Here is a 24,226-nt window from a genome sequence, read left to right as displayed (position 1 = left end):
GTTGATCTGTTACATGGCGGTGGAGCTCAGGCCTTTCCATGCACGATGCCGGCATGGAGCCAGTCGACCAGCCACTCACCGGCACGGCGTATGCCCATGTCCTCGCCCAGGTGCTCCACCAGGGCGGCGCACAAACCAGCGAAGCGGCTGTCGTCGTGCAGCAACAACAGCGCAGCGCGTTCCACGGCGTCGATCTGTCGCACTCGGCAGGTAAAGCCGTGACGCCACGTGATCATGCCGGCGGCTTCGGGAAGCATCTCGCTTTCGCACGACGCCTCACCCGCGCGCCACGCTTGCCACTGTGCGGTGGCATTGGTGGTGGCCACGCATTGGCGAAGACTGGGCACGGGATGAAGGTGTGCCGTTTCCCAGTCGAACTCCGCAAGCGCGCTGGCTGGCGAAGCCGGTGTATCGGCCGCCACGAACGACTCGGCCAGCGACCATTCGATCCATGCCAGTTCGTGCAGGTCGGGGTTATGCGGGTAGCGCACCTGCAGGGTGTTGCGGAAATCGGCGCCGTAAGCGTCCAGCGTCCAGGCATGCGGGGGATGCTGGTCGACATGCTGGATCACCGCCTGCAGGAAGTCTTCCGCACCCAGCCGGTCAAGCAGCATCGGATAGCTCGCCTCAAGGCAGCGGACGAGCTGGCTGCGGTAGTTGTTGCGATAGACCTGGTAGCCCGCGGACCGCGTCGACTCGCTGGCCGCGTCGTAACCGCCACGGGTCAGCCAGGCGCGCATGTCCTCCTGGATGGCGAGCAGGCTCATGCGGCCTCCGGCCGGCGATGCCCGGACAGCGGGCGACTCATGCCCCGGGCCACTGCCAGTTCCTTGAGCAATACCGGCAACGGAGGCATGTCGTCATCCCGTTCGATCATGGTCGCCACGGGGCCCAGCAATGACATGGCGTCGCGATACAACGCCCACACGTCGCCGCACACGGGGCTGGCATGCGTGTCGATCAGCAGGTCATCGGACTTCGCATGGCCCGCCAGGTGGATCTGCCGCACACGATCCGCGGGAATGCCGCGAAGGAAGGCATCGGCATCCAGTCCAAGATTGCACGAACTCACGTAAAGGTTGTTCACGTCCAGCAGCAGCCCGCAGCCAGTGCGCTGCGCCATCGCCGCCAGGAATTCCCATTCGGTCATGTCCTCCTCCTCGTAGCGCAGATAGGCCGAGGGGTTTTCGAACAGCATGGCTCGCCCCAGTGCTTCCTGTGCCTGGTCGACGTGACGGCACACGATGTCGAGCGCCTCGATGGTGTTGGGCACAGGCAACAGGTCATGCGAGTTGAAATGCCCGATACGCGACCAGCAGAGATGATCGGATACGAAGATCGGCTCGATCTCGTCGGCGAGCGTGCGCAGGCGCTGGAGATAATCGGGGTCCGGATCGTCCACCGAGCCGACCGACAGCGACACGCCGTGCAGCACCACCGGGTAGCGCTCGCGCATCTGGCGCAGGATGTGGCGCGGCTGGCCGCCGTCGACCATGAAGTTCTCCGAGATCACTTCCACGAAATCGACCGGCACGCGGCTTTCGAGGAAGTCCCGGTAGTGCTCCTTGCGCAGGCCAAGGCCAAAACCGGCAAAGCGGGAAGGTGCTGGGAACATGGCGGTGCTCCGGTGGGGAAATGTGCGGGCCCTGTAGTACAGGGCCCGCGGGGCAGTTACTGCGGTTCGGTCAGCGAGCCGCCTTGCTTGAGGCACTCGCTCTTGGGCTTCACGAGCACACCCTGGCCCTTGCAGGTGTTCAGGCCCTTGCAGTCGTTCTTGGCCGTGGCGCAGAGGCTGGTGCCCTTGCAGGTGTTGATGCCGTAGCAGCGGACCGGCTCGTCCTTGGCGGAAGCCTTGTCGTCCGCGTGGGCCGGCGCGACGGCGGCGATGGCCAGCGCGACGAGCGCTGCGGCGGAAGCAAAACTGGCGTGCGTTTTCATGGAAATACTCCTTGCAGGTGTCCACCAGGGACAGTGGGGAAAACTCGGTAGGGAAAGCTCAGTGCACGCTGGTGGCGGCGTCTTCGATCACCTTGGCGATCAGCTCGGGCTGCGAGATGTAGCCGAGATGGCTGGCCTTGACCTCGGTGACTTTCGAGCCGGCGCGCTTGTACATCCAGCGCTGCAGGTCGGGATTGAGCACGTGATCCTCGGTGGTCACCACCGCCCAGGTGGGCTTGGTGCGCCACGCCGCGGCGGAGACCATGGCGTCGAACGCGGCCTTGGTGGCGAAGGGCTGCGACACCGCCATGAAGTCGGTGCGGTTGCGGGTGAGGTCACCGGCAAAGTCGGCGGCGAACTTCGACGGTTCGACATACAGGTGATCGTCACGCGTAGCCACCACGTCGTTGCTCGGTGCCGGCATGGAGCCCAGCAACTGGCTCACGCTTTCACCTTCGCTGGGCTCCAGCGCAGACACATAGACCAGGCCCTTCACCTTGTCGCGGTTGCCCGCCACGGTGATCACCGCGCCGCCGTAGCTGTGCCCCACCAGCAGTACCGGGCCGTCCTGGCGACGAATGAGTTCACGCGTGAGGTCGATGTCATCGGCCAGTGTTTCCACGCGCGGCTGTTCCACGGTGACGCTGTAGCCCTTGTGCACGAGGATGTCGTGGATGACGCGCCAGCCCGACGCATCGACGAAGGCACCGGGCACGATGACGATGTTCTTTACGCCCTTGGGTGACGGCGGCGCATCGCTGGCCACGGCGGCGCCAGTGGAGACCATCAGCGCGATGGCGATGCTGAGTAATGTACGCATGGTTGAGTCCTTGTCGTGATCGGCGAATAAAGCAAAAGGGTCGGAAGGTCAGGGAAGCTGCCGGTCAGCGGCGCAAGAGCTGGTCGAGTGACCACTTGCCACCACCGCGTGCCACCAGCGGCACCAGCAGCCCGGCCCAGCTGAGGTGCGTCGGCCACGCATCCGGGTAGACGAAGATTTCGATCACCGTCGTCATGCCCAGCAAGGCCAGCGCGGAGACGCGGGTGAACAGGCCAAGCACCAGCAGGATGGGAAACAGCGACTCCGCACCGGTGGCCAGGCGCGCGGCCCAGTCGGACGGAATGAGCGGCAGCGCATATTCCGAAGCGAACAGGTCGTACGTTGAAGGCTTGATGGTCAGGAAACCCTCCACCTTGGTGCGCCCCGACTGGAAGAACACGGCCGCAATGCCGAGGCGCGCGACCAGCAACAGCAGGGCGTCCGGAATGAAGTCGGTCCAGCGGGTGGTGGTCGCCGGAAACGCTGCTTCCTGCGACGCCTGGGTCAGCACGAACGAGTCGTTCCCGCTCATGATTTGGCCTCAAGCGAGCCGTAGCCCTTGGGCGTCTTGGTTTTGGTGCAGGTGCCTTTTTCCACCAGCACCCAGGCGTTGCCCTGGTAATCGGCCTTGGCCGTGCCGGCGCAGGTGGTGCCGGGGCCGGCCGCACAATCGTTCTTGCCGGCAAGGGCGACGCCGTAGCACTTTTCCATGGGTTTCCTGGCTTCTTCGGCGTGGGCCGGGTGTGCGGTAGAGGCCAGGGTGACGGCGAGCGCGGCGGCGATGGTGGCGTGCGAGAGTTTCATGGGAGCCCTCCTTGGGCGTTGTGGGAGAAACAGGGAGCAGGTCAGGCCAGTGCGATCGTCACCTCGATGTTTCCGCGCGTGGCCTTGGAATACGGACAGGTGCGGTGCGCCGCATCGATCAGGCTTTGCGCCAGCGCACGTTCAAGGCCCTGCAGCGAGACCGTCAGGCGTGCCTTCAGGAAATAGCCGTCGCTGCCCTGGCACAGGTCGACTTCGGCAATCACGCCCACATCCTCCGGGACATGGATGCCCAGCCCTTGCGCGGCATGACGCATGGCGCCGATGAAGCACGCCGACCAGCCCGCCGCGAACAACTGTTCGGGATTGGTGCCCGGCTCCAGCGAGCCTGGCGGCGAGAGCCTGATATCCAGCTTGCCGTCGCTGCTGCGCGCGACGCCGTCGCGCCCGCCGGTGGTGTAGGTGCGACCCCTGTAGAGCGTCTTGTCGATGGCAGACATGTGTGCGGTGGTTCCGTGTAGTGGGTGTTGGCGCCTGAAATGGCGGGTAATGGTTCCGGGAGCCGGGCGGGAAGGACGTTGCATTCAGGTGATGCCGATGGATCGGCGCATCGCCTTGACGCCGCGATGCACGGACACACGCACATCGGATTCCCCGATGCCACGCCGCGAGGCGGCCTCGGACGAGGTCAGTCCGTCGATCTGGGTGTCGCGGATCACGCGGGCCTGCTTGTGTGGCAGCGCGCGCAGCAGGCGTTCGATATCCATCCGGGCGGACGCCTGCGCCTCGAAGCCGTCGACGGCGCAGGTGTCGTCGATCAGGGAGAGCTGGAGGTGCGCGCGTCGGCTGCGGAAGTAATCCACCATCTTGTGCCTGGCGATGCCGAACAGCCATCCGCGAAACGGGCGTGTCCGGTCGTAATGCGCGCGATGCAGATAGACGGCTATCAGGGCCTCCTGCACCAGGTCGTCAAGATCTGCCTGTCCGTGGCCGACCCGCCGTGCGAAGTACGCCGCAAGCAGTGGCGCCGAGGTGCGCAGCAGGGTTTCACAGGAAACGTCCTCGCCATCAGGTGCGGCGTCGGCCCGGCGCGGCGGCATGACCGCTGAAGACGTCATTTCGTTCGTCGCGTACAGGTGACTGGAACGTGACATGGGGGGGGTTCCCTGAGTAGGGGTTTCGCGCCTCGCTCGCCGAATGGCGCCAGGCCCGGTCGCTCATCGAGGAGCGCCGATACAGGTTGGGAGGCCGCCGGCAGGGAAGCCAGTTATGGTCTGTTAGGCCTTGCTAGTGCCGTTTCACGCAGCGAGCCACGCATGCCCGCGGGCGACTTCACGCGGAGCAGATTCAGGCATGTCCCGTGCAGCCGTGTCCGGCTAACAGGAAATAACAGCGGCGCCACTGAGGCCGTGTCATGGTGTGCCGCACGATGGGGCAGACGATGGTGTTCGTCCCCAACAACAGCCTCCGGGCCGGCCGTTGCCAAGGCCTGCTGCGGGCACGACAGGGCCACCACGAGGTGGCGGGGACGCCTTCATGAAACACGCGCTGGCACTGGCCGGGTGCCTGATGCTCGGGTTGGCCGGAGCTGCCGAAGCTTCACCAGCGGATGCCGTGCCGCAGGGGCGGCTTCCCGATGATGTGACGCCCACGCGCTATCACATCGACCTGACCGTGCTTCCCGACCAGCCGCGTTTCACCGGGCATGTGGAAATCGAGGCACACCTCAATCGCGCCACCGACCACTTCTTCATGCATGGGCTGGGCCTTGGCATGCACAAGGCGTACGTCCTGGTCGGCGGTGTGCGCCATGAAGCGAGTTACATCCAGGTCGATCCACTCGGCGTGGTCAGGATTGATCTTCCACAGGCGCTGCCGCCTGCCGACCTCCGCCTGGTGTTCGACTTTGACGCCCCGGTGGGTGACACCACGGCAGGGATCTTCCGGGTCCATACGGATGGCCAGTGGTATGCCTGGTCGCATTTCGAGCCGCTGGATGCACGGCGGGCGTTCCCGGGTTTCGATCAGCCCGGTTACAAGACCCCGTTCGATATCAGCATCACCACGTCACCGGGTTTGATTGCGGTATCCAATGCACCGGAAACCGGTACGGAGCCTGTGGGGAAGTTGGTGCGTCATCATTTCGCGCCAACCCTTCCGCTGCCGACTTACCTGACGGCGTTCTACGTGGGGCCGTTCGCCACCCTTTCGGGCACGTTGCAGGGAGGGAGTGGCCATGCAGCCGCTTTGCCTGTCCGCGTGGTCGGGGAGCAGCGATATCGCGCACAGCTGCCTTACGTACTTGAGAACAGCAAGGCCATCCTGTTGCTGCTTGAGGACTATTTCGGCCAGCCGTTCCCGTTTCCGAAACTGGATCAGGTGGGAACCCCGCTGCTCAACGGCGGCATGGAGAACGCCGGTGCCGATCTGTACGGTGCCAGCGTGCTCTTTGTCGACAAGACCAGTGCGCCGGCAGAACAGGGTTATTTCGGCGAACTGGTAGCGCACGAACTGGCGCACCAGTGGTTTGGTGACCTGGTGACGCCGCAGTGGTGGGACGATCTCTGGCTCAACGAAAGTTTTGCCAACTGGATGGGATATCGCATCAGCAGCCAATGGCGTCCCGATCTGGCCTTCGGCACGAAGGCCGTGGCGGATGCGCTGGAGGCCATGGATATCGACGCACTGGATGTTGGCCGCGCCATACACCAGCCCATCGAGCGCAGCGAAGAGGCGGCCGGCGCCTTCGACGACATTACCTACGCCAAGGGCGGGCAGGTGATCGCCATGATGGCGGCGTATATGGGTGACGCCACATTCCGTGATGCCGTGCGCTTGCATCTGAACCGTCATCGCTATGGCAATGCCAGCGCGGTCGACTTCTTTCAGGCGCTTGCCGATGCCGCACACGATCCCCGGCTGGCTGCTGCGATGCAGGGTTTCGTCGACCAGCAGGGCGTACCGCTGATTACCGTGCATCGCGAAGCGGGCCGCGTGTGGATCAGTCAGACACCGTACGTCGCACGGGGTGCGACAACCAGCGCGCGAACATGGCTGGTTCCGGTGTGCTGGCGTGAGGTGCCAGTCGGCAGCAAGCATTGCGTGTTGCTCGACAAGCCGTCCATGACGTTGCCGGAGGCCACCGGGACGGTCGTGCTCCCCAATGCCGGTGGATCGGGCTATTACCGTTACGACATGGGCGAGGCGGACTGGATGGCGCTCATTGCGCAGGCCCATGCGCTGCACCCAGCCGAAGCACTGACCCTGGTGGACAGTGCATGGGCCGCATTCCATGCGGGGCGACTGAAGTTCGGCGTGCTGCTTGAACTGACTGCTGCGATGGCCGGCCATGCGTACGAGCCGGTATCGGTGGACAGCGCCAACCGCCTGCTTGCCATGAAGCGCCAGGGGTTCGTCGATGCGTCGACCGCGTCCTTGCTCGACCGGTTTGTCAGCGGCATCTACCGGCCACGCCTTGCGGAGCTGGGTTTCGATCCGCGGGCTCATGCGTACGACCGCGACACAGTGGATCGCCGCCAGAGGCGACACGATCTGGTTGGCGTGCTCAGGCGCGCCGGTGATGATTCAACGATTCAGGCATTGGCAGTTGCCGCCGAAGCCCGCCTTCACGGCGACGCGGCCGCACTCGCCACCGAATACCTGGACGACGCATTCCATGCGCTGGTGGTGCGTCGCGGCCTGGACGGTGCCAAGAGGTTGTGGACGCTGGCCTCGTCCTCCTCGGACGAACGTGTCCGGCGCTCTGCATGGAGCGCCATCGCGCAGAGCGACCAGGTGGACGTCGCTCAATGGATAACCTCCCAACTCGACGCCCCCCGGCTGCGCCCGGTTGAGCGGGTGGCGATAGTGCTCGGCCTGCTTGCCCAGCCCGCCACACGCTCACGGGGTGAGCAACAGGCGCTGAGCCGCTTCAGCCAGCTCGAAGACCGCACCGGGCACTACGGGGAAGTATTGCTGGGTGCACCGAAAGTGTCTTGTGACGCGAACGCTGCACGCAACTTCGGCACGAACATGCTGAAACTGGCCGCTGCGGCGAAGCTGGGGACGCTGGACATCCAGCGGGGCATGGCACTGGCACAACAGTGCGACGCACTGCGCCAGGCGCAAGGCAGGAACCTGGCTGAGGGCATCCGCGCCGTTACACACTGAGGCGGGCAGGGCATGAGTTATGGATCATTCAGTCCATAACTGGCACCATGCGTTCATGGCCAGACCCCGCGAATTCGATAGAGACGCCGCACTGGAGCAGGCACGCCAGGTTTTCTGGGCGAAAGGCTATGCCAGCACGTCCACCGACGACCTGGTGAAGGCCATGGATATTGGCCGCCAGAGCCTCTACAACGCCTTTGGCGACAAGTGGCAGCTCTACGTGGAGGCATTGACGGATTACCAGCAGCGCTCGACCTCCGGTCACGTCCATCGCCTGCAGGCCCCGGCATCCGCCATCAAGGGCATCCAGCAGATGCTGGAGGGGCTGGTTGCCGAGGATGACGCGGAACGTGCGCTGGGCTGCATGGGTGTGGTTTCTGCCAGCGAGTTCGGCGCGAATGAGCCAGTGCTGTCGGCGCTGCGCAACAAGAGTGCCACCTACCTGCGCGGCAAGCTGCTCAAGCGTGTCCGCGAAGGGCAGGTGGCCGGCGAGATTGACAGCGCGCTTGATGCAGGCGATGTCGCCAATCACCTGCTGATGAGCATGACCGGCATCCAGCTTGCCGCGCGCAGTGGCGCCGGCGTGGCGGAGCTGCGTCGCCTGGCCCGGTTCACCGTCGATCGCCTGAAAGCCTGAGTGTTACGGATGGGCGTCACCGATCAAGGTGGCGCTTTTGTTTATCTCATTGTGGAACGATCAGTCAATAAATGGGAGTGTCATGAACAATCAAGCAACGCAGCATACGAAAGTGGCGCTGGTCTTCGGTGGTTCGCGCGGTATCGGCGCGGCTGCGGCACGACGCCTTGGCAAGGATGGCTTTTCGGTGGGCCTGACCTATGTGTCCCGCCCGGACAGCGCGCAGGAGGTGGTCAGCCAGATCATCGCCGGCGGCGGACAGGCCTTCGCCGTGCGCGCGGATAGCGCCGATGCCGACGCGATACGCGCCGCGGTGGACAGCGTGGTGGCGCACTTTGGCCGGCTGGATGTAGTGGTGGTCAACGCGGGCGTGCTGCGTCTGGGGCGCGTGGATGCGTTCACGCTGGAGGCCCTGGACGAAGTGCTGAACGTGAATGTCCGTGGCGTGTACGTCGCGATACAGGCGGCGGTGCCGCACATGGCGGAAGGCGGTCGTGTGATCACCATCGGCAGCAACTCGGCCGTGCGTCCACTGACACCCATCGGCAGCGTCTACGGCATGAGCAAGGCTGCCGTGGCGGCGCTGGTGAAGGGCCTGGCGCTGGATCTCGCGCCGCGCGGCATCCGCGTCAACAACATCCAGCCCGGTCCCATTGAAACGGATATGACGATCGACCAGATCGAGCACATCAAGCCCATGGTTCCGCTGGGGCAGGTCGGGCGTCCGGACGATGTGGCGGAGCTGGTGTCCTATCTGTCGGGTGCCGCGTCCGGCTACATGACCGGGTCCAGCCTGACGATCGACGGTGGCATGGCGCTTTGAATGGGCGGCGTTCCGGGAATGAGTCTGCCGTACAGGCTCATTCCTCGCTGGTTTCGATCCGTTCCAGAATGCGACGCAGGTGCGCGAGATCGGTTTTGGAGAGCGCCTGCAGGCCGGCCGGTGCATCGTCGCGCACGGTGCGGTGCACCTGTTCCACCACCTGCCGGCCCGTGCGGGTCAGCGACACCAGCTTGGCGCGGCGATTCTCCGGATGCGGCTGTCGCTCGACCAGGCCACGTTCTTCCAGATCGTTCACGGCCACGGTGGTGGCGGGGGCGTCGCTACCCGTGTCATCGGCAATCTGCCGCAGCGTCATCGGCGCGTCTTCTAGTCGCCACAGGATGCGTACCCGGCTGAAAGGCAGGCCGGTGACCTCGCTGACCTTGCGGCGCCATTCGCGACGCGTCTCCCACACCAGTCCGACCATGCGCTGCCACAGGAGGTCGGCCTCGCTGCCGCTGTTGGCGTGCTTGATCATGCGGTGGCTCCGGCCGGCGCTTCTTCCAGCAGGTGTGCCGCATGGCGCGTGGTTTCCTTTGCCCAGCGCGTATTGGACAGCCAGCCGAGTACAAGCACTACTGCGCCGCCACCCACGATAAGCCACCAGAACGGATGCGATGCCTCGGCAAAGCCATGGTGAACATGCATGCCCAGGATGGTGCCGGCCAGTGCCACGCCCAGCGATGCGCCGATCTGGCGACTGGTGGACGCCACCGCGGCGGCAAGGCCGGCCTGCGCCTTCGGCATGCCGGATACGGCGGTGTTGGTGATGGGCGCATTCACCATGCCGAAACCGATGCCGAAGATGACGTAGGTCAGCAGCAGCACGATGAGCGGCGTGGTGGCGGTGAGCTGCGTCATCAGCAGTGCACTGATGACGGTGGCTGCGCCGGAGGCGAGCAGGGAGGGCCGCGTGCCGTAGTTGCCGACCAGCCGGCCGGAAAGCGGCGAGCAGAGGATGGTGGCCAACGCCAGCGGCAGGGTGCACAAGCCGGTCTGGAACGCCGACAGCCCGCGCACTTCCTGCAGGTAGAGCGTATTGAGGAACAGGAAGCCGGAGAAGGCCGAGAAGCTGCAAACGGCGATCAGGGTGGCGCTGCTGAACGGCGCGCTGCGGAAGAAGCGCACGTCGATCAGGGGCTCGCGTCTACGGGGCTCGTAGATCAGCAAGGCCACCAGTGAAAGCGCAGCGGCGCCGAACAGGCCGATGATCGTGGTCGATGCCCAGCCTTCGCGGGGGCCTTCGATGACGGCATAGGTCACCGTAGCCAGGATGCCGAACACCAGCAGCTGACCGACCGGATCGACGCGTCGCGGATGCGGCGCCTTCGATTCCGGGATATAGCGCGCGGCCAGCAACATGGCTGCAGCACCCACCGGCAGGTTCACCCAGAAGATCGAACGCCAGCCTATGCTCTGCGTCAGCGCACCGCCAATCACGGGGCCCAGCGCCATGGCCACGCCAGCCACAGCGCCCCAGATGCCGATGGCGCGTGCGCGTGCCTTGGGCTCGTGGAAAGTGTTGGCGATGATCGACATGGCGACCGGGTTAAGCATCGTGGCGCCCAGCGCCTGCACAATGCGAAAGGCGACCAGGCCTTCGGTGTTCGGCGCCACGCTGCACAGCAGCGAGCCCAGCATGAACAGGCCCATGCCCGTCTGGAATACGCGGCGGCGCCCGAAACGATCCGCCATCGAGCCGGCCAGCATTAGCAGGCTGGCCACCACCATGGTGTAGGCATCGATCACCCACTGCAGGCCGGAGATCGATGCGCCCAGATCGCGGCGGATCGAGGGCAGGGCAACGTTCACGATGGTGGCGTCCATCGCCACCATCAGCAGACTCAGGCAGCAGATGGCGAGGATCAGGTTCGGATGGGTCCCGGCCTGCCGGGAACGGGCAATAGTTGTATTCATGCAACTATTGTTGATCTACAAGCATTCGCCGTCAACCACCGGATGCCCGGCCGGGGCCGGGCGGTCCTTCACTGCCAGCCCAGTCCCAGGCTCTTCTGCAGCGAGACGAAATCCTTCAGCAGGCTGGCCTGGCCCTCGATGCGGTTCTGCTGGGCGCTGAACTGCGTGCGCTGCGCGTCCATCAGGTCGATCAGCGAGGAGGCGCCCGCGCTATAGCGCTGGTGCATCAGGTTCTCTGAGCGGTTGGCCGACGTCTCGATCTGCGTGAGGCGCGTCACGCTCTCGCGCTGGTGGCCGTAGCGGGACAGTGCATTGTTGGCGTCCTGCAGGGCGGCGAGCACGGTCTGCGTGTACTGCGCGGCCAGTTCATCGCGGCCGGCCTCGGCCTGACGGATGCTGCTGCGCACGCGTCCGAAATCAAAGACGTTCCACTGCAGGTAAGGCACGCCCAGCCAGGTGACGGCGCTCTTTTTGGCAAGGTCCCGCGGGTTGATGCCGGTGCTGCCCAGGTAGCCCATCAAGGTCACCTTGGGAAACAGGTCGGCGGTGTGCTGGCCGATCTGTGCATTGCCCGAGGCAAGCCGGCGTTCGGCGGCGCGGATGTCGGGTCGTTGCCGCAGCATGGTTGCAGGGTCATCCACTGCCACCGTGGCCGGCATGGCCGGCAAGGAGGCGGGCGCCGAGAGTTCCCGGTCGAGCGCGCCCGGTGCCTGGCCGGTCAGCACGGCCAGCTGGTCCATCGATTCGGTGATCTGCTCGTCCAGCGGGATCAAGGTGGCGCGCGTGTTCTCCACCTGGGTGTTCTGTCGCTCGACGTCCGCATCGGAAGCCGTGCCGCGCTCGCGTCGCTGCTGCACCAGTGCCAGTGTCTTCTGCGCCAGCTCGGTGGACTGATGGGCCAGTACCAGCCGCTGCTGCTGGTCGCGCAGGTCGATGTAAGCCTGCGCGACTTCAGCCGCGAGCTGCACCTGCGTGTCGGCAAGATCCGCCTCCACCGCTTCGGCCTGCGCAGAAGCGGACTCGGTGGCGCGACGCGTGCCGCCGAACAGGTCAAGCTCCCAGGAGGCGTCGAAGCCCGCCGTGTAAAGCTGCAACGGGCCGCGCCCGTGCCCGCCAGACGAGCCGGAGCTCTGGCCGTTCTGCGTGGAGTCATTGCCCGAAGACGACGACAGCAGCGACGTATCCGGCTCGCGTACGCGCACTGCTGCCGCATCGACGGAAAGACTGGGCAAGGCTTTGGTGCGTTGCTGCTGCAGTTGCTCGCGCGACTGCCGCAGCCGGGCCTGCGCGGCCTTCAGGTTCTGGTTGTTGGCCAGGGCGGCGTCGATCAGGGCATCAAGCTGCGGATCGTTCAGCGTCTTCCACCATTGGCTGGGCGCCGGGGTGGTGCTGAGGCCAGCGGACGGTGCACGGACGAAGGCGTTGTCGTGCCCGGCGGAAACCTGCGGCGCACCGCGGTAATCAGGGCCCACGGTGCAACCAGAAAGCAGGATGAGCGAAACGGTCAGCGCCAGCAGCGAACCGCGGCGTGCGCGGGAATCGGGCGTGTTCATGGAAAACATCCTCAGTGGCCCGCCGAGGCCGGCGCATGGTGGCGCGGGGTCTTCAGCAGCAGGGCGAGCGGTATGCAGCAGAGCAGGGCAATGCCAAGCACGTAGAAAATTTCCGAGTACGTCATCACCAGGGCTTGCTGCTGGATCTGCTCCGCCAGCTGGCCCAGTGCACGCATATGGGAGTAGGCAAGGTCGCCGGTGCGCGCGAACCAGCCGGCCGCGTTGGCCGCCATGCGCTCCTGTCCCAGCGTGGAATTGGCGGAGAGCGACTCGCGGATGGTGGCCACGTGGAACGTGTTGCGACGATCGATGACCGTGCCGATGATGGCCAGTCCGATCGATCCACCCAGGTTTCGCGCCATGTTGTAGATGCCGGCAGCGTCGCCGGACTCTTCGCGCGACACCGCCGCCATCGAGGCCTGGTTCAACGGCATCATGGCGAGCATCTGGCCAGCGCCACGCACCAGCTGCGACCAGAAGAAGTCGTCGCCCACGGACTGCGCGGTCAGGTGGATGTCCAACATGCAGCTGGCCACGAAACACAGCAGGCCGGTGATCACCATGATGCGGAAATCCACCTTGCCAAGCAGGCGCGGCAGGATCGGCATCATCATGAAGGCGGGCACGCCCGATACCAGCATGACCCAGCCCGACTGCTCCGCGTTGTAACCGGCGATGATGCCGAGGAACTGCGGAATCACATAGATCACGCCATAGAGCGCCGCGCCCACCACCAGCACGATGAAGATCACGCTGGCGTAGCGTGGATTCTTCAGCAGGCTCAGGCGCATCACCGGCTTGGGCGCCGTGAACTGCGAGATGGCGATCATCACCATGCCGGCGAACGAAAGCAGGCTGAGCCAGATGATCATGCTGGATTCGAACCAGCGTTCCCGCTGGCCTTCTTCCAGCACCACGGTGAGCGTGCTCAGGCCGATGGTGAGACCGAACACGCCCAGCCAGTCGGCCTTTCGCAGCGCCTCCCAGTGCGGCTTGTCCGAAGGCAGGCCGGCGACGAGCAGGGTGATCAGGCCAATGCACACCGGCAGGTTGATGAAGAAGCACCAGCTCCAGCTGATGTTTTCCGTGAGCCAGCCACCGAGCACCGGGCCCAGCAGCGGACCCAGCAGCACGATCAGGCCGAAGGCGGTCATGCCGATGGGCAGCTGCGACATGGGCAGCCGGCTGCGGATGATGGTCTGCGCGGTGGGAATCATCGCGCCACCGGTCAGGCCCTGGCCGATGCGCCCCGCGATCATCATCATCAGCGTGGTGGATACGCCGCACATCATCGAAAACAGGATGAACAGCACCGCGCAGCCAAGCAGGAAATTGCGCAGGCCGAACACGCGCGTCAACCATGCCGCGAGCGGAATGATCACGATCTCCGACATCAGGTAGCCCGTGGAGATCCACGTGCCCTCGGTACCGGTGGCGCCGATCTCGCCCTGGATCTGCGGCAGGGCGGAGTTGGTGATGGAGATGTCCAGTGTGGCCATCAGCGCGCCGAGTGAACCGGCCGCCACCGCGATCCAGTCCGCAACACTTGCGCGCTCAGGATGACTGGCGGAAGGGGCTGCTGCCTCAGCCACGACCGCTCCCGGCGGGGGTGGTGCTGTCTTCATGCGACTGGCGGGTATCCACCTTCACCATCACCGAGAGGCCCGGCACCAGCAGCTTGCGCGTCGATTCGTCGGCATCCAGTCGGATGCGCACGGGCACGCGCTGCACGATCTTGGTGAAGTTGCCGGTGGCATTCTCTGGCGGCAGCAGCGCGAACTCCGCGCCTGTGCCGGGGGCGAAACTGTCCACCACGCCGTGCAGCTCGACATCGGGCAGGGCATCGACGTGGATGTTGGCGTGCTGTCCGGCACGCATCTGGCCGATCTGGGTTTCCTTGAAGTTGGCGACCAGATACACGCCCTCGATCGGCACCACGGTCATCATGCGGGTGCCTGGCTGCGCATACTGGCCCACGCGTACCGTGCGATCACCCACGCGGCCGGGCAGCGAGCTGCGGATCAGGGTGTCCTCCAGATCCAGCTTGGACTGGCGCGCCGATGCCTGCGCTGCTTCCAGCTGGGCCCGGGCCTGCGCAATCTGCGCGTTGAGGTCGGCGACCTTGGCCTGCGCCTGATCAAGCGCAGCCGTATCGGCAGCCAGGGTGGCCTGGGCCTGGTCGCGGTTGCTGACCAGTACCGACAGCTGATCGCCGCTTTCCGCGCCGGAGCTGGCCAGGGGGCCGTAGCGACGCACTTCGTCTTCAGCGTGGCGGCTGCTGATCCGTGCCGCCATGAGCTGGGCCCTGGCCTGCTCGATGGCGGCGTGCTGTTGCAGTATGCCGGCCTGCGCGCGCTGGATATCCGCCTGGCGCGCATCCACGGTGGCCGTGGCCTGGTCCAGTGCGGCCTGGTACTGGCGACCGTCCAGCCGCACCAGCGGATCGCCCGCTTTGACGGCGGCGTTGTCGCCCACGTACACGTCCGTCACGTAGCCGTTGACCTTGGGTGCCACGGTCATGCTGTCCGCGCGCAGGTAGGCATCGTCGGTGCTCTGCATGAAGCGGCCCACTGTCCACCAGTAGCCCAGTGCCAGCACGGCAACAACGGCCAGTACCAGGCCAACAGGCAGCAGGATCCTGCCAGCCTTCGAGCGGCGGGATGGCGTGGCGGGAGAGTCTTTCGTTACATCACCGGGCGTGGAGCCGGAGGGGGAGGGCATGAGGGGTGTCCAATGTATTCCAGCCGGAAGATTTATTCCGATTGGAATACTTTTGTCAAATGATATATTTGCGGCAGCAAGCAGGAGACAGGTGCATGAGCCAACCCAAGCGCCCCCGTCGCGCCCCTGCCGCGGGCTATGCGCGCGGCGACGAAACGCGGCAGCGGATCATCGACGCGGCCATCAAGCTGTTCGGCGAGCACGGTTTTGCCGGCGCATCTACCCGTGACATTGCCGCCGCGGCGGGCGTCAATCCGCCCGCGCTGCAGTACTACTTCGAGAACAAGGAGGGGGTTTACCTCGCCTGCGCCCAGTTCATCACCGATGACCTGCTGGGCCGCTTCGAGCCGGCGATGCGACTGGCTGCCGCTGCATTGAAGAACCACGACAGCGTGCAGCCACTGATCGACGTGTTCCTGCACATCTACGAAGTGGGCCTGGATATGGTGCTGACGGACTCCCAGGCCGCGGACCGGCGCCTTTTCGTGGCACGCGACATGGCCGGCGAGGAACCGCTGGCCACGTCCAAGCTGCTGGAGCAGCGACTGAAGGAGCCGCTCAACAAATTGCGCCTGACCCTGCTGGCACGCATCACCGGCACCAGTACGCGCGATCCGGTGACCCGCATACGCCTGCTTACCCTCAAGGGCCAGATGATGCCGTTCTTCCATCCGCCCGGCGCCTGCCTCGAGGCCATGGGCTGGAAGGAGATGGATGCGGCCAAGGCGACCCTGCTCAAGGCCACCGTCATCGAGCAGACGCGCACCTTGCTGGAAAGCTGGCGATCGAAGTGACGGCGGGCGTGCCTGAACTGCTGCGCCTGCGTTAGCAACACCCGGGGAAGAACCCTGAAGTCCCGTTCGCGGAGGATGTCGACCCATGGCTCCGATCGAGTTTCCGGTACTGAAGGCGGCGTGTGAGTGCGGTGCCTGCCAGTTCGAAGTCATTGCAGGGCCGGTGGCGCGCTTCGTCTGCCATTGCACGATCTGCCAGGCCTATACGGGGAGGCCGTACTAGGATGCGACCCTGGTGCGCACCCGCCATGTCGTGGTCAAGGGTGGCGAGAACGTGGCATTCCGCCGATACCGGCTCCCGCCGAACATCCGCCGGGGCCATTGCCTTCGCTGCGGCAAGCCTGCCATTGAGCACGGAGAGTTCGGGCCGCTGAAGATCACCTTCATTCCGACGCCCAACTTTGTCCGCACGGATGGACTTCCTCCCGTGGCGATGCACATGTTCTACCACCGCAGGCTCGCCGATGCTTCGGATGGCGTGCCCACACACAGCGGCTATCTGCGTAGCGAGTGGGCGTTCTGCCGGTTGCTCATGGGGATTCTCTAGGCGGTCGCCGCCGCTGCAGGCGCGATGGGCGCGAATGCTTCCGCCGTGACTGCCGCGGGCCTGTCCGGGTAGTACTAATGGCACAGGCGCGGGTCGATGGGCGTCTACGCAGTAGTCGTGGTGTCGACTTCGGCCGCATACTGCGGAACACCCTTGGAATTGGCCCGGAGTCTTCATGCGTCGTCGCGACTTTCTCACGAGGGCAGTAGCTGCTACTGCTGCCGCGTCCACTGGTTTCATGCTGACCGGTCGATCCGCATGGGCAGCCACCGCCGGTGCGCCGGCCGCGCCCACGGGACTGGCCGGGCTGTCGTCCATGACCACCGGTGCCAAGCCGATTTCCGTGGAGGAGCGCCTCGCGCGCATTGCCCGACTGCAGAAGCTGATGGTCGAGCAGAAGATCGGCGCCCTGATTCTGGAATCGGGTTCGAGCCTGGACTACTTCACCGGCATCCAATGGCATCGCTCGGAGCGAACGACGGCAGCGGTGATTCCCGCCCATGGCGACATCGTGGTGGTGACGCCGGCGTTCGAAGAGCCGTCCATCCGCGAAACCCTGGCGGTGGGTGGCGACGTGCGTACATGGAATGAGCATGAAAGTCCGTTTGCCCGACTGGTCGGCGGGCTTCGCGATCGCGGCGTCAACTCGGGCCCGATCGCCTTCGAAGCGACCACGCGACTGTTCATTGTCGATGGCGTGCGCGAAGCCAGCGGCGGGGCTTATACCGTGGTTTCCGGTGATGCCTTGGTCAAGGCGGTGCGCCTGATCAAATCCCCGGCGGAACTCGCGTTGATGCAGACCGCCAACGACGTCACCCTGGCGGCCTTGCGCTACGTGCACGGCAACGTCCATGCCGGCATGCGCCCGGACGAGATCGCCAACATGATGAACGCCGCCACGGTGGCGCTGGGTGGCGCGCCGGAGTTCGCGCTGGTGCTGATCAACGAGGCCAGTGCGTATCCGCATGGCTCGCACAAGCCCGAGACCCTGCACGAGGGCTCGGTAATCCTGATGGACGTGGGCTGCGCCGTGCACGGCTATCAGTCGGACATCTCGCGTACCTGGGTACTGGGCACGCCGACGGCGAAGCAGCGCAAGGTGTGGGACACCGTGAAGCGCGGCCAGGAAATTGCGCTGGCTACCGCCAAGTTGGGCACGCCGGTAGGCACCATCGATGACGCCGTGCGTGCCTACTACGAAAAGGAAGGCTGGGGCCCTGGCTACCACCTGCCGGGTCTGCCGCATCGTACCGGTCATGGCATCGGCCTGGATGGCCACGAGTCGCCGTATCTCGTGCATGGCGACGCCACGCCGCTGGCGGCCGGCATGTGCTTTTCCGATGAGCCGGGCCTCTATATTCCCGGCGAGTTCGGCATCCGCCTGGAAGACTGCTGGCACATGACCGAGACCGGCCCGAAGCTGTTCACCGGCCTCGCCAAGTCCATCGACGACCCGATCTGATCGAGCATGGCGTCATCGCGTGGCCAGTCATCGTCAGTTGATGGCCATGGAGGCGAAGAGAGGCTTCAAGCCGCAGAGGCGGATTTTTAGTTGCTTCGCTTTTTCTTCGGCATGAAGGCAAGTGCGGGGGAAATGCGGCCGGTTATGGGGAACTCGTTGAGGGGAGTGGGCGAGGATATTCAATAAGCGGCACCTGTGCGCCAGGCTTCGCGGGCAGCGCGAGACATACTCCTCGGCGCTTGCCCGTTGCCCGGTTCCCGTCAACCCTGGCATGGAAGGACAGGATATGAAGCTTTTCCCTAGAGCCTTGATATGCGTATCCGTTCTTGCATTGGCATCGGCAGCCACGCTGGCGGATGTCACCACTCCTTTGCCAGGTTCGGGAGTGCCACGTCCGGCAGGCTCTCGCCTTCTGGGCAACTGGTCGCTGGACACCTCGCGCATGCCCGTGCCGGCGGGACAGCGTCCCCGTAGCGTCGGATTCTCCTTCAGCCGGGCGAGCGATCATGCGCTGACGCTTCACGTCGATATTGTCCATGCGAACGGCGAAGAGGTTCATTCCGTTGGTACGGCGGTACTCGACGGATCGGTGTTCGTCATCAAGGACAGTCCCGAGGCGGATACGGGAGCCATGAAACAGCCCGCGCCCAATGTGCTGGTGCTGGCCCTGCAGAAAGAGGGCACCCTGGTTTCAACGCGGGTCTATTCCGTGATGCCGGATGACCACACACTCGTCGAGACGGCGGTTTACCCGGGCAAGGACGGCCAGCCAGTCCTGCGTACGAATTACTTCACGCGCACCCGCTAGGGCGGTGCGCCATCGCTCCTCAAAAGCAAAGCTGCGTGAGTGTCGCCCGGTCCGGGAGGTCAGCGCCCGGGTTGTCGATTTGACGGGGTGCCGTTCGTCGTTCTGACAAACAGGGCGGGGCGCTCCGCCTCCCGTCACCGACGCTACGCCATCGACGCCACCGGAAGACCTCCATGACACCCATCATCACCGCCTTTGAAAGGTCACCGGACGGCGGCAAGGGCCTGGCCCGCGATACGCGCGTCCGATGGGCGCTTGAAGAGGCCGGCCTTGCGTACGAAGTTCGCCCCGTGTCGTTCGCCGCCATGAAGGAGCCCGCGCATCTCGCTGTCCATCCGTTCGGGCAAATTCCCACCTACGAGGAAGGCGATCTGGTGCTGTTCGAATCAGGGGCGATCATTTTCCATATCGCCTCGCACCACGCGGGTCTCTTGCCGGATGAAGCCAACGCCAGAGCTCGGGCGATCACCTGGATGTTTGCCGCGCTCAACACGGTGGAGCCTCCGATACTCGATCTGGTCACCGTGAAGTTCGTGGAAGCTGACCGGCCGTGGTCAAAAGACCGGATGCCACTGGTCGTGGACCGTATCCGTCACCGGCTGAGACAGCTTGCTGCTCGCCTTGGTAGTGTCGAGTGGCTGGATGGCGACTTCAGCGCGGGTGATCTGTTGATGGTGTCAGTCCTGCTCAGATTGAAGCCCTCGGGCATGCTTGATGAGTTCCCCGGCCTGGCTGCGTACGTCGCCCGCGGCGAAGCACGCCCGGCCTATCAACGGGCCTTCGCCGCCCAGCTGGCGTTCAATACCGCCCGACCCACGGGTTGAGTGCGTGCCGCCCCTTTTTGCTGTCTGGCGGTAAAGGACTGGCGTGCCCATCCATGCGGCAGGCTGACGGTGACGGCTTGTCGCCATCCCTCTGCGGGCGGCCCTTCGCCGGAACCACACGTTTCGGACGGTAGGATCTCCTGTCGGTAATCCACACCCGGGAGAGCACGTGCATGTACACGAAGACGCTCTATGCAGGCTGGGCTGACATGGACTTCAACTCCCACATGCGCAATACGGCCTATCTGGACAAGACGGCCGATGTGCGACAGATGTTCCTGCTGGAACACGGCTTTCCCATGGAAGAGTTCCGGCGCCTGAGGTTTGGACCGGTGGTGATGAAGGACGAGGTTGAGTACTTCAAGGAGATCGGCCTGCAGCAGCAGATCACCGTGACCTATGCACTCGCCGGACATTCCGATGACGGCAGCCGGTTCCTGCTTCGACACGAAATATTCCGACCCGATGGCAAGTTGAGCGCGCGCGTAACGAGTGCCGGCGGATGGCTGGATCTCAATGAGCGCAAGCTTATTGCTCCGCCTCCGGCATTGCTGGCAGCGATGGAGTCGCTGGAGCGGACGCAGGACTTCATCGTGCTGCCCTCCAGCGTCAAGCCACGGGACTGAAGCAGGCGCAGGATGCAGCAAGCCGGTGGGGCACGCCGGGTTGCCCGGGCTTTTGCTAAATCTCACAGAGGGTATAGCGAATTTGCCCGGCGAGCCGGGCAGGGCGGCGGCCCTGTTGGTTTTGTATGCTAAAAACCGGGACATTCGACCGCGCGCCAGGCGACGCGGGTGTATGTGCCAACGCAGCGGGAATATCGTGCGGACCTCCAAATTTGCCTTGCTCAGCCTGTCCTTGTCCCTGGCTACCGTATTTGGTGCCGCGCATGCGGCGCCCCTTGCCACGCTTGACCGGCACGGTGCATGGGTAAACGTGGAAGCCTATGGCCCGAACGTGGTGCACGTCACCATTGCCACCGACAAGGCGCAGGCACAGAAAGCACCCGGTTACGGGATCCTGGCTGACCATGCCGATGCATCGGGCTTCCGTGAAACTCACGATCAGAGTGGCGACACGTTCGCCTCTTCTGCGCTGAGCCTGCATGTGGATGCCGCACCGCCGCCGCACACGCCGGGCACCATGGAGCACTACTTCGCGCCCGACCTTGCGCCGGTAAGCCTGCAGGTGAAGAACGCCAAGGGCGTCAGCGTGGTCAACATGACCGGCTGGCAGATGGCGCCCTACGAAGTGGCCGGCGAGCCCACGTATCAGGTGGGCGCGACCTTCGCCGCACCGACCGATGAGCACTACTACGGCATGGGCCAGAATCAGGAGAGCCTTGGCCCGCTGGACCTGCGCGGCCGCACCATCGACTGCCAGCACTGGTACGACGCCCCGGCAGGCGAAACGGTCTGCGTGCCGTTCATGGTGTCGTCCAAGGGGTACGGCATCATCTGGGACAATCCCTCCGATACGCGTATTGTCGCGGGCATCCGCGGCCACACCAGCTTCACGTCGAAAGTGGGTGAGCGCGTCAGCTTCTTTGTCGTCACCGGTGATACGCCCGAGGCAATTTATTCGGCTTATGCCCGGGTCACCGGCAAGACGCCAATTCCGCCCAAGGCGGCCTTCGGCCTGATCCAGTCCAAGGCGCGTTACGACAGCCAGGCCGAGATACTGCGCGTGGCGCGCACGTATCGGGAAAAGAACTATCCGCTCGACGTGATGGTGCTCGACTGGTTCTACTGGACGCACATGGGTCAGCTGGATATCAATCCGGCGGAATTTCCCAACCCCGATGCCATGAACAAGGAGCTTCATGACGCGGGCCTGAAATCGATCATCTCGATCTGGCCGCGCTTCGAGCGCGCCGGCCGCTACTTCAGCGAGCTCGACACCAAGGGCTACTTCCTGAAGGACAGGAACGGAAAAACGGTGGACGGCCTTCCGTTCCGCTCCGATCGTACCGGCGCACTGATTGACTCCACCAACCCGGCAGCGCGCCAGTGGTTCTGGGAGCATGCGCGCGACAATATCCTTTCGCATGGCTTCGACTATCCGTGGCTCGACGAAACCGAGCCGGATCTGGTGCCCGATGGCTACTTTTTCTCCATCGGTTCCGGCGACCGCTATCACAACGTGTTTCCGCTGGTGCACGTAGAGGGCGTGGCGCAGGGCATGCGCCAATGGAAGCCGGACCAGCGCGTGTTGATTCTTTCCCGTGCGGCCTATCTGGGCTCGCAGCGCACCGGTGCGCTGTTCTGGTCATCGGATATCGACCCGACCTGGGAAGCGCTGCAGCGCCAGATTCCCACCGGCCTCAACATGACCGCCTCCGGCATCGCCTACTGGGGCAACGACATTGGCGGCTGGCAGTATCTGCCGGAGACCACCAACGCCACCAAGGCACCGTTGCTCGATCCGTCCGATGCACGCGATACGGTGGGCCAGAACAACGACTATCCGGAACTGCTCACGCGCTGGTTCGAATACGGCACCTTCCTGCCGACGCTGCGCCTGCACGGCGATCGCAAGCACACGGAAATCTGGGCGTTCGGCCATCAGGCCGAGGCGATCATGGCGAAGTACGACAAGCTCCGTTATCGCCTGATTCCGTACATCTACAGCCAGGCCAAGAAGACTTACGACACCGGCGCTCCCTTCATGCGTGCGCTGTGGATGGACTTCCCGGGTGATGCCCACGTTGCCAATATCGGAACCGAATACATGTTTGGCCCTGCCTTCCTGGTGGCGCCGATTACCGAGCAGGGCCAGACGGAGAAGGACGTGTACCTGCCTGCCGGCAGCGACTGGTACAACTTCTGGACCAACGAAAAGCTGAGCGGCGGACGCTGGGTCAAGGTGGCCGCGCCGATCGACCAGATTCCGGTCTTCGTTCGCGCCGGCTCCATCGTGCCCATGGGTTCGGATATCCAGTCGACCGCGACGAAACAGGCGATCACGGAAATCCGTGTCTATCCGGGCAAGAGCGCCGACTTTGCGTTGTATGACGACGATGGCACCTCCTATGGCTACGAGGCCGGCAAGGGCAGTACCACCCAGCTGCATTGGAATCAGGCCTCGGGCGTACTGAGCGCCACCGGTGGTGACGCGACCTTCAACCAGAAGGTGAAGGAGCTTGCCAAGGTCGTGGGCAAGTAAAAGGAATGATCAGTAACGCGGATGGGCGTGGCCTGGATCTTTTCCAGGCCACCTCGTAAGCCTCCGCCGGATTGATGGGGAGCGACGCCGCAACGGCTTGCTCCCTGATGTTGAAGTACCGGCCGCGTGTCTGCGCTGGCGCGCCCCGATCGCGGTATCGGCCTTGACGCAAGTTCTTTCGACAGAGCGACTGTTTCGCATCCCGCTGGCTGCGAACCAGTCCGTGATCGCAGCGCGTTCTCCGTCAGCCTATTGACCGCCTCCATTTCACGGCGGCACGATCGCTCCCCATGCGTTGAGATAACCAGTCGCGGTCAAGCAGGCGTGACCCGAAGCGGGAGGACTCGAATGAACGGGCGATGGCTTTTTCTTCAGTGTCTGAGTGTGCTTTTGATGGCCGGCGTGGCGACTGCCGCGCCCGCGCCGACGCCTCCGCCCGGGCACATCACCGGCGTCGGTGGCATCTTCTTCAAGGCGAAGGACCCCAAGGCTCTCGCAGCGTGGTATCGCGATGTGCTGGGCATGCCGGTGGAAGTGTGGGGAGGGGCGGCCCTTCGCTATGACGCGCCGAATCATCCTCCCGCACTGGCATGGAACGCGTTTCCGGCAACGACAAAGTACTTTGATCCATCCACCAGTGGACTGATAATCGACTACGCCGTGGACGACATGGATGCGTTGCTTGCGCGGTTGAAATCCAAAGGCGTCACGATACTCAAGCGTGACGACAGCGATCCGAACGGCCGCTTTACCTGGATTCTCGACCCCGAAGGAAACAAGGTCGAGCTCTGGCAACCGAAGCACTAGGCCTGCCGACAACCGTACCGGATGGAACTTCATGGGCGGCCCGGCATCCGGCTGACATGCACGTTCTTGAGTGAGAAAAGCCCGCAGGAGAGATGGTGATATGGAATCGAACCTGGTTGCGATCCTTCCGTGCAACGATCTTGACCGTACCGAGGCGTTCTTCATGCGGCTCGGCTTCAAGCGTGAGCAAGGAAGCTCCGGCGACTATCGAATGCTCGCCGATGGTTACGGCGCCCACATTCATCTGAATCAGGCGGTGCAAGGATGGCTCGTGCCAGGAAGTAACCCCTTCGGGCTTTACCTCTACCGCAGGGATGTCGATGAGCTTGCCGCCGCATTTCGCGAAGAGATCGATGCCGGCCCCAGTGACACGCCGTGGGGCATGTACGAGTTCGCCGTGAATGCGCCTGACGACACGCTGGTCAGGGTGGGTTGGCCAACCCGCCTCCGTTAGACAAGAGGCAGGCCATCGGGGCCA

The 24,226-nt window shown here is 64.4% G+C and carries 26 protein-coding genes; 13 read left to right on the top strand and 13 right to left on the bottom strand.

Annotated elements, in window-relative coordinates:
• Positions 1-26: 26 nt before the first annotated feature.
• The 8 genes from H8F01_RS20690 to H8F01_RS20655 form a co-directional block, all read right to left on the bottom strand.
• The gene (locus tag H8F01_RS20690; protein WP_187056886.1) at positions 27-767 is read right to left on the bottom strand and encodes an HvfC/BufC N-terminal domain-containing protein; all 741 of its coding nucleotides are present in this window, start codon (positions 765-767) and stop codon (positions 27-29) included.
• Complete coding sequence (gene bufB, locus H8F01_RS20685; protein WP_187056885.1) at positions 764-1,615, bottom strand: MNIO family bufferin maturase; 852 nt, start codon at positions 1,613-1,615, stop codon at positions 764-766. The genes H8F01_RS20690 and bufB overlap by 4 nt, the downstream gene beginning before the upstream one ends.
• Positions 1,616-1,671: 56 nt before the next feature.
• Entirely contained in the window at positions 1,672-1,938 is a 267-nt protein-coding gene (gene bufA2, locus H8F01_RS20680; RefSeq protein WP_187056884.1) for a BufA2 family periplasmic bufferin-type metallophore, read from the bottom strand.
• A gap of 58 nt (positions 1,939-1,996) precedes the next feature.
• A complete protein-coding gene (locus tag H8F01_RS20675; protein ID WP_187056883.1) occupies positions 1,997-2,758 on the bottom strand; it encodes an alpha/beta fold hydrolase in 762 nt (253 codons plus the stop codon).
• 64 nt (positions 2,759-2,822) lie between these two features.
• Complete coding sequence (locus H8F01_RS20670) at positions 2,823-3,290, bottom strand: DoxX family protein (protein ID WP_187056882.1); 468 nt, start codon at positions 3,288-3,290, stop codon at positions 2,823-2,825.
• Positions 3,287-3,562: a BufA1 family periplasmic bufferin-type metallophore gene (locus H8F01_RS20665; protein WP_187056881.1), complete on the bottom strand. Its 276-nt coding sequence runs from the start codon at positions 3,560-3,562 to the stop codon at positions 3,287-3,289. The genes H8F01_RS20670 and H8F01_RS20665 overlap by 4 nt, the downstream gene beginning before the upstream one ends.
• A 41-nt stretch (positions 3,563-3,603) precedes the next feature.
• Positions 3,604-4,020 carry an organic hydroperoxide resistance protein gene (locus H8F01_RS20660; protein ID WP_187056880.1) on the bottom strand — a complete coding sequence of 139 codons (417 nt, stop codon included), beginning with the start codon at positions 4,018-4,020 and terminating at the stop codon, positions 3,604-3,606.
• 84 nt (positions 4,021-4,104) lie between these two features.
• The gene (locus H8F01_RS20655; protein ID WP_187056879.1) at positions 4,105-4,620 is read right to left on the bottom strand and encodes a sigma-70 family RNA polymerase sigma factor; all 516 of its coding nucleotides are present in this window, start codon (positions 4,618-4,620) and stop codon (positions 4,105-4,107) included.
• 436 nt (positions 4,621-5,056) lie between these two features.
• On the opposite strand from H8F01_RS20655, the gene H8F01_RS20650 reads away from it, so the two are divergent.
• The 3 genes from H8F01_RS20650 (at position 5,057) to H8F01_RS20640 (ending at position 9,150) form a co-directional block, all read left to right on the top strand.
• Positions 5,057-7,690 carry a M1 family metallopeptidase gene (locus tag H8F01_RS20650; protein ID WP_187056878.1) on the top strand — a complete coding sequence of 878 codons (2,634 nt, stop codon included), beginning with the start codon at positions 5,057-5,059 and terminating at the stop codon, positions 7,688-7,690.
• Between the two features lie 55 nt (positions 7,691-7,745).
• Positions 7,746-8,327: a TetR/AcrR family transcriptional regulator gene (locus tag H8F01_RS20645; RefSeq protein WP_187056877.1), complete on the top strand. Its 582-nt coding sequence runs from the start codon at positions 7,746-7,748 to the stop codon at positions 8,325-8,327.
• An 82-nt stretch (positions 8,328-8,409) separates the two neighbouring features.
• Positions 8,410-9,150 (top strand): SDR family NAD(P)-dependent oxidoreductase, encoded by a 741-nt coding sequence (locus H8F01_RS20640; protein ID WP_187056876.1) that lies wholly within the window; start codon positions 8,410-8,412, stop codon positions 9,148-9,150.
• Between the two features lie 37 nt (positions 9,151-9,187).
• Here the strand turns inward: H8F01_RS20640 and H8F01_RS20635 are convergent, their stop codons facing one another.
• From H8F01_RS20635 to H8F01_RS20615, 5 genes are all read right to left on the bottom strand, one after another.
• Positions 9,188-9,628, bottom strand: coding sequence for a MarR family winged helix-turn-helix transcriptional regulator (locus H8F01_RS20635; RefSeq protein WP_187056875.1), 441 nt, complete (start codon positions 9,626-9,628; stop codon positions 9,188-9,190).
• Positions 9,625-11,067: an MFS transporter gene (locus tag H8F01_RS20630; protein WP_187056874.1), complete on the bottom strand. Its 1,443-nt coding sequence runs from the start codon at positions 11,065-11,067 to the stop codon at positions 9,625-9,627. Before H8F01_RS20630 ends, H8F01_RS20635 begins: the two co-directional genes overlap by 4 nt.
• Before the next feature lie 68 nt (positions 11,068-11,135).
• Positions 11,136-12,620, bottom strand: coding sequence for an efflux transporter outer membrane subunit (locus H8F01_RS20625; RefSeq protein ID WP_187056873.1), 1,485 nt, complete (start codon positions 12,618-12,620; stop codon positions 11,136-11,138).
• Positions 12,621-12,631: 11 nt separating this feature from the next.
• Positions 12,632-14,245, bottom strand: a complete 1,614-nt coding sequence (locus H8F01_RS20620) for an MDR family MFS transporter (protein WP_187056872.1) — start codon at positions 14,243-14,245, stop codon at positions 12,632-12,634.
• The gene (locus tag H8F01_RS20615) at positions 14,205-15,341 is read right to left on the bottom strand and encodes an HlyD family secretion protein (RefSeq protein WP_187056871.1); all 1,137 of its coding nucleotides are present in this window, start codon (positions 15,339-15,341) and stop codon (positions 14,205-14,207) included. The genes H8F01_RS20620 and H8F01_RS20615 overlap by 41 nt, the downstream gene beginning before the upstream one ends.
• Positions 15,342-15,436: 95 nt before the next feature.
• Between H8F01_RS20615 and H8F01_RS20610 the strand changes: the two genes are divergently transcribed.
• The 10 genes from H8F01_RS20610 to H8F01_RS20570 all read left to right on the top strand — a co-directional run bounded on the left by H8F01_RS20610 (position 15,437) and on the right by H8F01_RS20570 (position 24,202).
• Positions 15,437-16,135, top strand: a complete 699-nt coding sequence (locus H8F01_RS20610; protein WP_187056870.1) for a CerR family C-terminal domain-containing protein — start codon at positions 15,437-15,439, stop codon at positions 16,133-16,135.
• Positions 16,136-16,220: 85 nt separating this feature from the next.
• Positions 16,221-16,358 (top strand): GFA family protein, encoded by a 138-nt coding sequence (locus H8F01_RS22050; protein ID WP_484489040.1) that lies wholly within the window; start codon positions 16,221-16,223, stop codon positions 16,356-16,358.
• 12 nt (positions 16,359-16,370) lie between these two features.
• Complete coding sequence (locus H8F01_RS20605; RefSeq protein ID WP_222615697.1) at positions 16,371-16,682, top strand: hypothetical protein; 312 nt, start codon at positions 16,371-16,373, stop codon at positions 16,680-16,682.
• 175 nt (positions 16,683-16,857) lie between these two features.
• Positions 16,858-18,144, top strand: coding sequence for a M24 family metallopeptidase (locus H8F01_RS20600; protein ID WP_187056869.1), 1,287 nt, complete (start codon positions 16,858-16,860; stop codon positions 18,142-18,144).
• Between the two features lie 286 nt (positions 18,145-18,430).
• On the top strand, positions 18,431-18,952 hold the full coding sequence (locus H8F01_RS20595; protein WP_187056868.1) for a hypothetical protein: 522 nt from the start codon (positions 18,431-18,433) through the stop codon (positions 18,950-18,952).
• A gap of 173 nt (positions 18,953-19,125) precedes the next feature.
• Positions 19,126-19,776, top strand: a complete 651-nt coding sequence (locus H8F01_RS20590; RefSeq protein WP_187056867.1) for a glutathione S-transferase family protein — start codon at positions 19,126-19,128, stop codon at positions 19,774-19,776.
• A 173-nt stretch (positions 19,777-19,949) separates the two neighbouring features.
• Positions 19,950-20,402 (top strand): thioesterase family protein, encoded by a 453-nt coding sequence (locus H8F01_RS20585; protein WP_187056866.1) that lies wholly within the window; start codon positions 19,950-19,952, stop codon positions 20,400-20,402.
• A gap of 196 nt (positions 20,403-20,598) precedes the next feature.
• On the top strand, positions 20,599-22,941 hold the full coding sequence (locus H8F01_RS20580; RefSeq protein WP_238481079.1) for a glycoside hydrolase family 31 protein: 2,343 nt from the start codon (positions 20,599-20,601) through the stop codon (positions 22,939-22,941).
• A 348-nt stretch (positions 22,942-23,289) separates the two neighbouring features.
• Positions 23,290-23,748, top strand: a complete 459-nt coding sequence (locus H8F01_RS20575; protein ID WP_187056864.1) for a VOC family protein — start codon at positions 23,290-23,292, stop codon at positions 23,746-23,748.
• 100 nt (positions 23,749-23,848) lie between these two features.
• A complete protein-coding gene (locus H8F01_RS20570) occupies positions 23,849-24,202 on the top strand; it encodes a VOC family protein (RefSeq protein WP_187056863.1) in 354 nt (117 codons plus the stop codon).
• Positions 24,203-24,226 lie beyond the last annotated feature (24 nt).

It is taken from the genome of Dyella telluris (assembly GCF_014297575.1).
GTDB classification, from domain to species: domain Bacteria; phylum Pseudomonadota; class Gammaproteobacteria; order Xanthomonadales; family Rhodanobacteraceae; genus Dyella; species Dyella telluris.
Note: the sequence above shows the minus strand (reverse complement) of the source record. Positions and strands in the feature narration are given on the sequence as shown.

Coding starts and splice junctions, on each gene's coding strand:
- H8F01_RS20690 (WP_187056886.1), bottom strand. CDS start 767: ATGAGCCTGCTCGCCATCCAGGAGGACATGCGCGCCTGGCTGACCCGT.
- bufB (WP_187056885.1), bottom strand. CDS start 1,615: ATGTTCCCAGCACCTTCCCGCTTTGCCGGTTTTGGCCTTGGCCTGCGC.
- bufA2 (WP_187056884.1), bottom strand. CDS start 1,938: ATGAAAACGCACGCCAGTTTTGCTTCCGCCGCAGCGCTCGTCGCGCTG.
- H8F01_RS20675 (WP_187056883.1), bottom strand. CDS start 2,758: ATGCGTACATTACTCAGCATCGCCATCGCGCTGATGGTCTCCACTGGC.
- H8F01_RS20670 (WP_187056882.1), bottom strand. CDS start 3,290: ATGAGCGGGAACGACTCGTTCGTGCTGACCCAGGCGTCGCAGGAAGCA.
- H8F01_RS20665 (WP_187056881.1), bottom strand. CDS start 3,562: ATGAAACTCTCGCACGCCACCATCGCCGCCGCGCTCGCCGTCACCCTG.
- H8F01_RS20660 (WP_187056880.1), bottom strand. CDS start 4,020: ATGTCTGCCATCGACAAGACGCTCTACAGGGGTCGCACCTACACCACC.
- H8F01_RS20655 (WP_187056879.1), bottom strand. CDS start 4,620: ATGCCGCCGCGCCGGGCCGACGCCGCACCTGATGGCGAGGACGTTTCC.
- H8F01_RS20650 (WP_187056878.1), top strand. CDS start 5,057: ATGAAACACGCGCTGGCACTGGCCGGGTGCCTGATGCTCGGGTTGGCC.
- H8F01_RS20645 (WP_187056877.1), top strand. CDS start 7,746: ATGGCCAGACCCCGCGAATTCGATAGAGACGCCGCACTGGAGCAGGCA.
- H8F01_RS20640 (WP_187056876.1), top strand. CDS start 8,410: ATGAACAATCAAGCAACGCAGCATACGAAAGTGGCGCTGGTCTTCGGT.
- H8F01_RS20635 (WP_187056875.1), bottom strand. CDS start 9,628: ATGATCAAGCACGCCAACAGCGGCAGCGAGGCCGACCTCCTGTGGCAG.
- H8F01_RS20630 (WP_187056874.1), bottom strand. CDS start 11,067: ATGAATACAACTATTGCCCGTTCCCGGCAGGCCGGGACCCATCCGAAC.
- H8F01_RS20625 (WP_187056873.1), bottom strand. CDS start 12,620: ATGAACACGCCCGATTCCCGCGCACGCCGCGGTTCGCTGCTGGCGCTG.
- H8F01_RS20620 (WP_187056872.1), bottom strand. CDS start 14,245: ATGAAGACAGCACCACCCCCGCCGGGAGCGGTCGTGGCTGAGGCAGCA.
- H8F01_RS20615 (WP_187056871.1), bottom strand. CDS start 15,341: ATGCCCTCCCCCTCCGGCTCCACGCCCGGTGATGTAACGAAAGACTCT.
- H8F01_RS20610 (WP_187056870.1), top strand. CDS start 15,437: ATGAGCCAACCCAAGCGCCCCCGTCGCGCCCCTGCCGCGGGCTATGCG.
- H8F01_RS22050 (WP_484489040.1), top strand. CDS start 16,221: ATGGCTCCGATCGAGTTTCCGGTACTGAAGGCGGCGTGTGAGTGCGGT.
- H8F01_RS20600 (WP_187056869.1), top strand. CDS start 16,858: ATGCGTCGTCGCGACTTTCTCACGAGGGCAGTAGCTGCTACTGCTGCC.
- H8F01_RS20595 (WP_187056868.1), top strand. CDS start 18,431: ATGAAGCTTTTCCCTAGAGCCTTGATATGCGTATCCGTTCTTGCATTG.
- H8F01_RS20590 (WP_187056867.1), top strand. CDS start 19,126: ATGACACCCATCATCACCGCCTTTGAAAGGTCACCGGACGGCGGCAAG.
- H8F01_RS20585 (WP_187056866.1), top strand. CDS start 19,950: ATGTACACGAAGACGCTCTATGCAGGCTGGGCTGACATGGACTTCAAC.
- H8F01_RS20575 (WP_187056864.1), top strand. CDS start 23,290: ATGAACGGGCGATGGCTTTTTCTTCAGTGTCTGAGTGTGCTTTTGATG.
- H8F01_RS20570 (WP_187056863.1), top strand. CDS start 23,849: ATGGAATCGAACCTGGTTGCGATCCTTCCGTGCAACGATCTTGACCGT.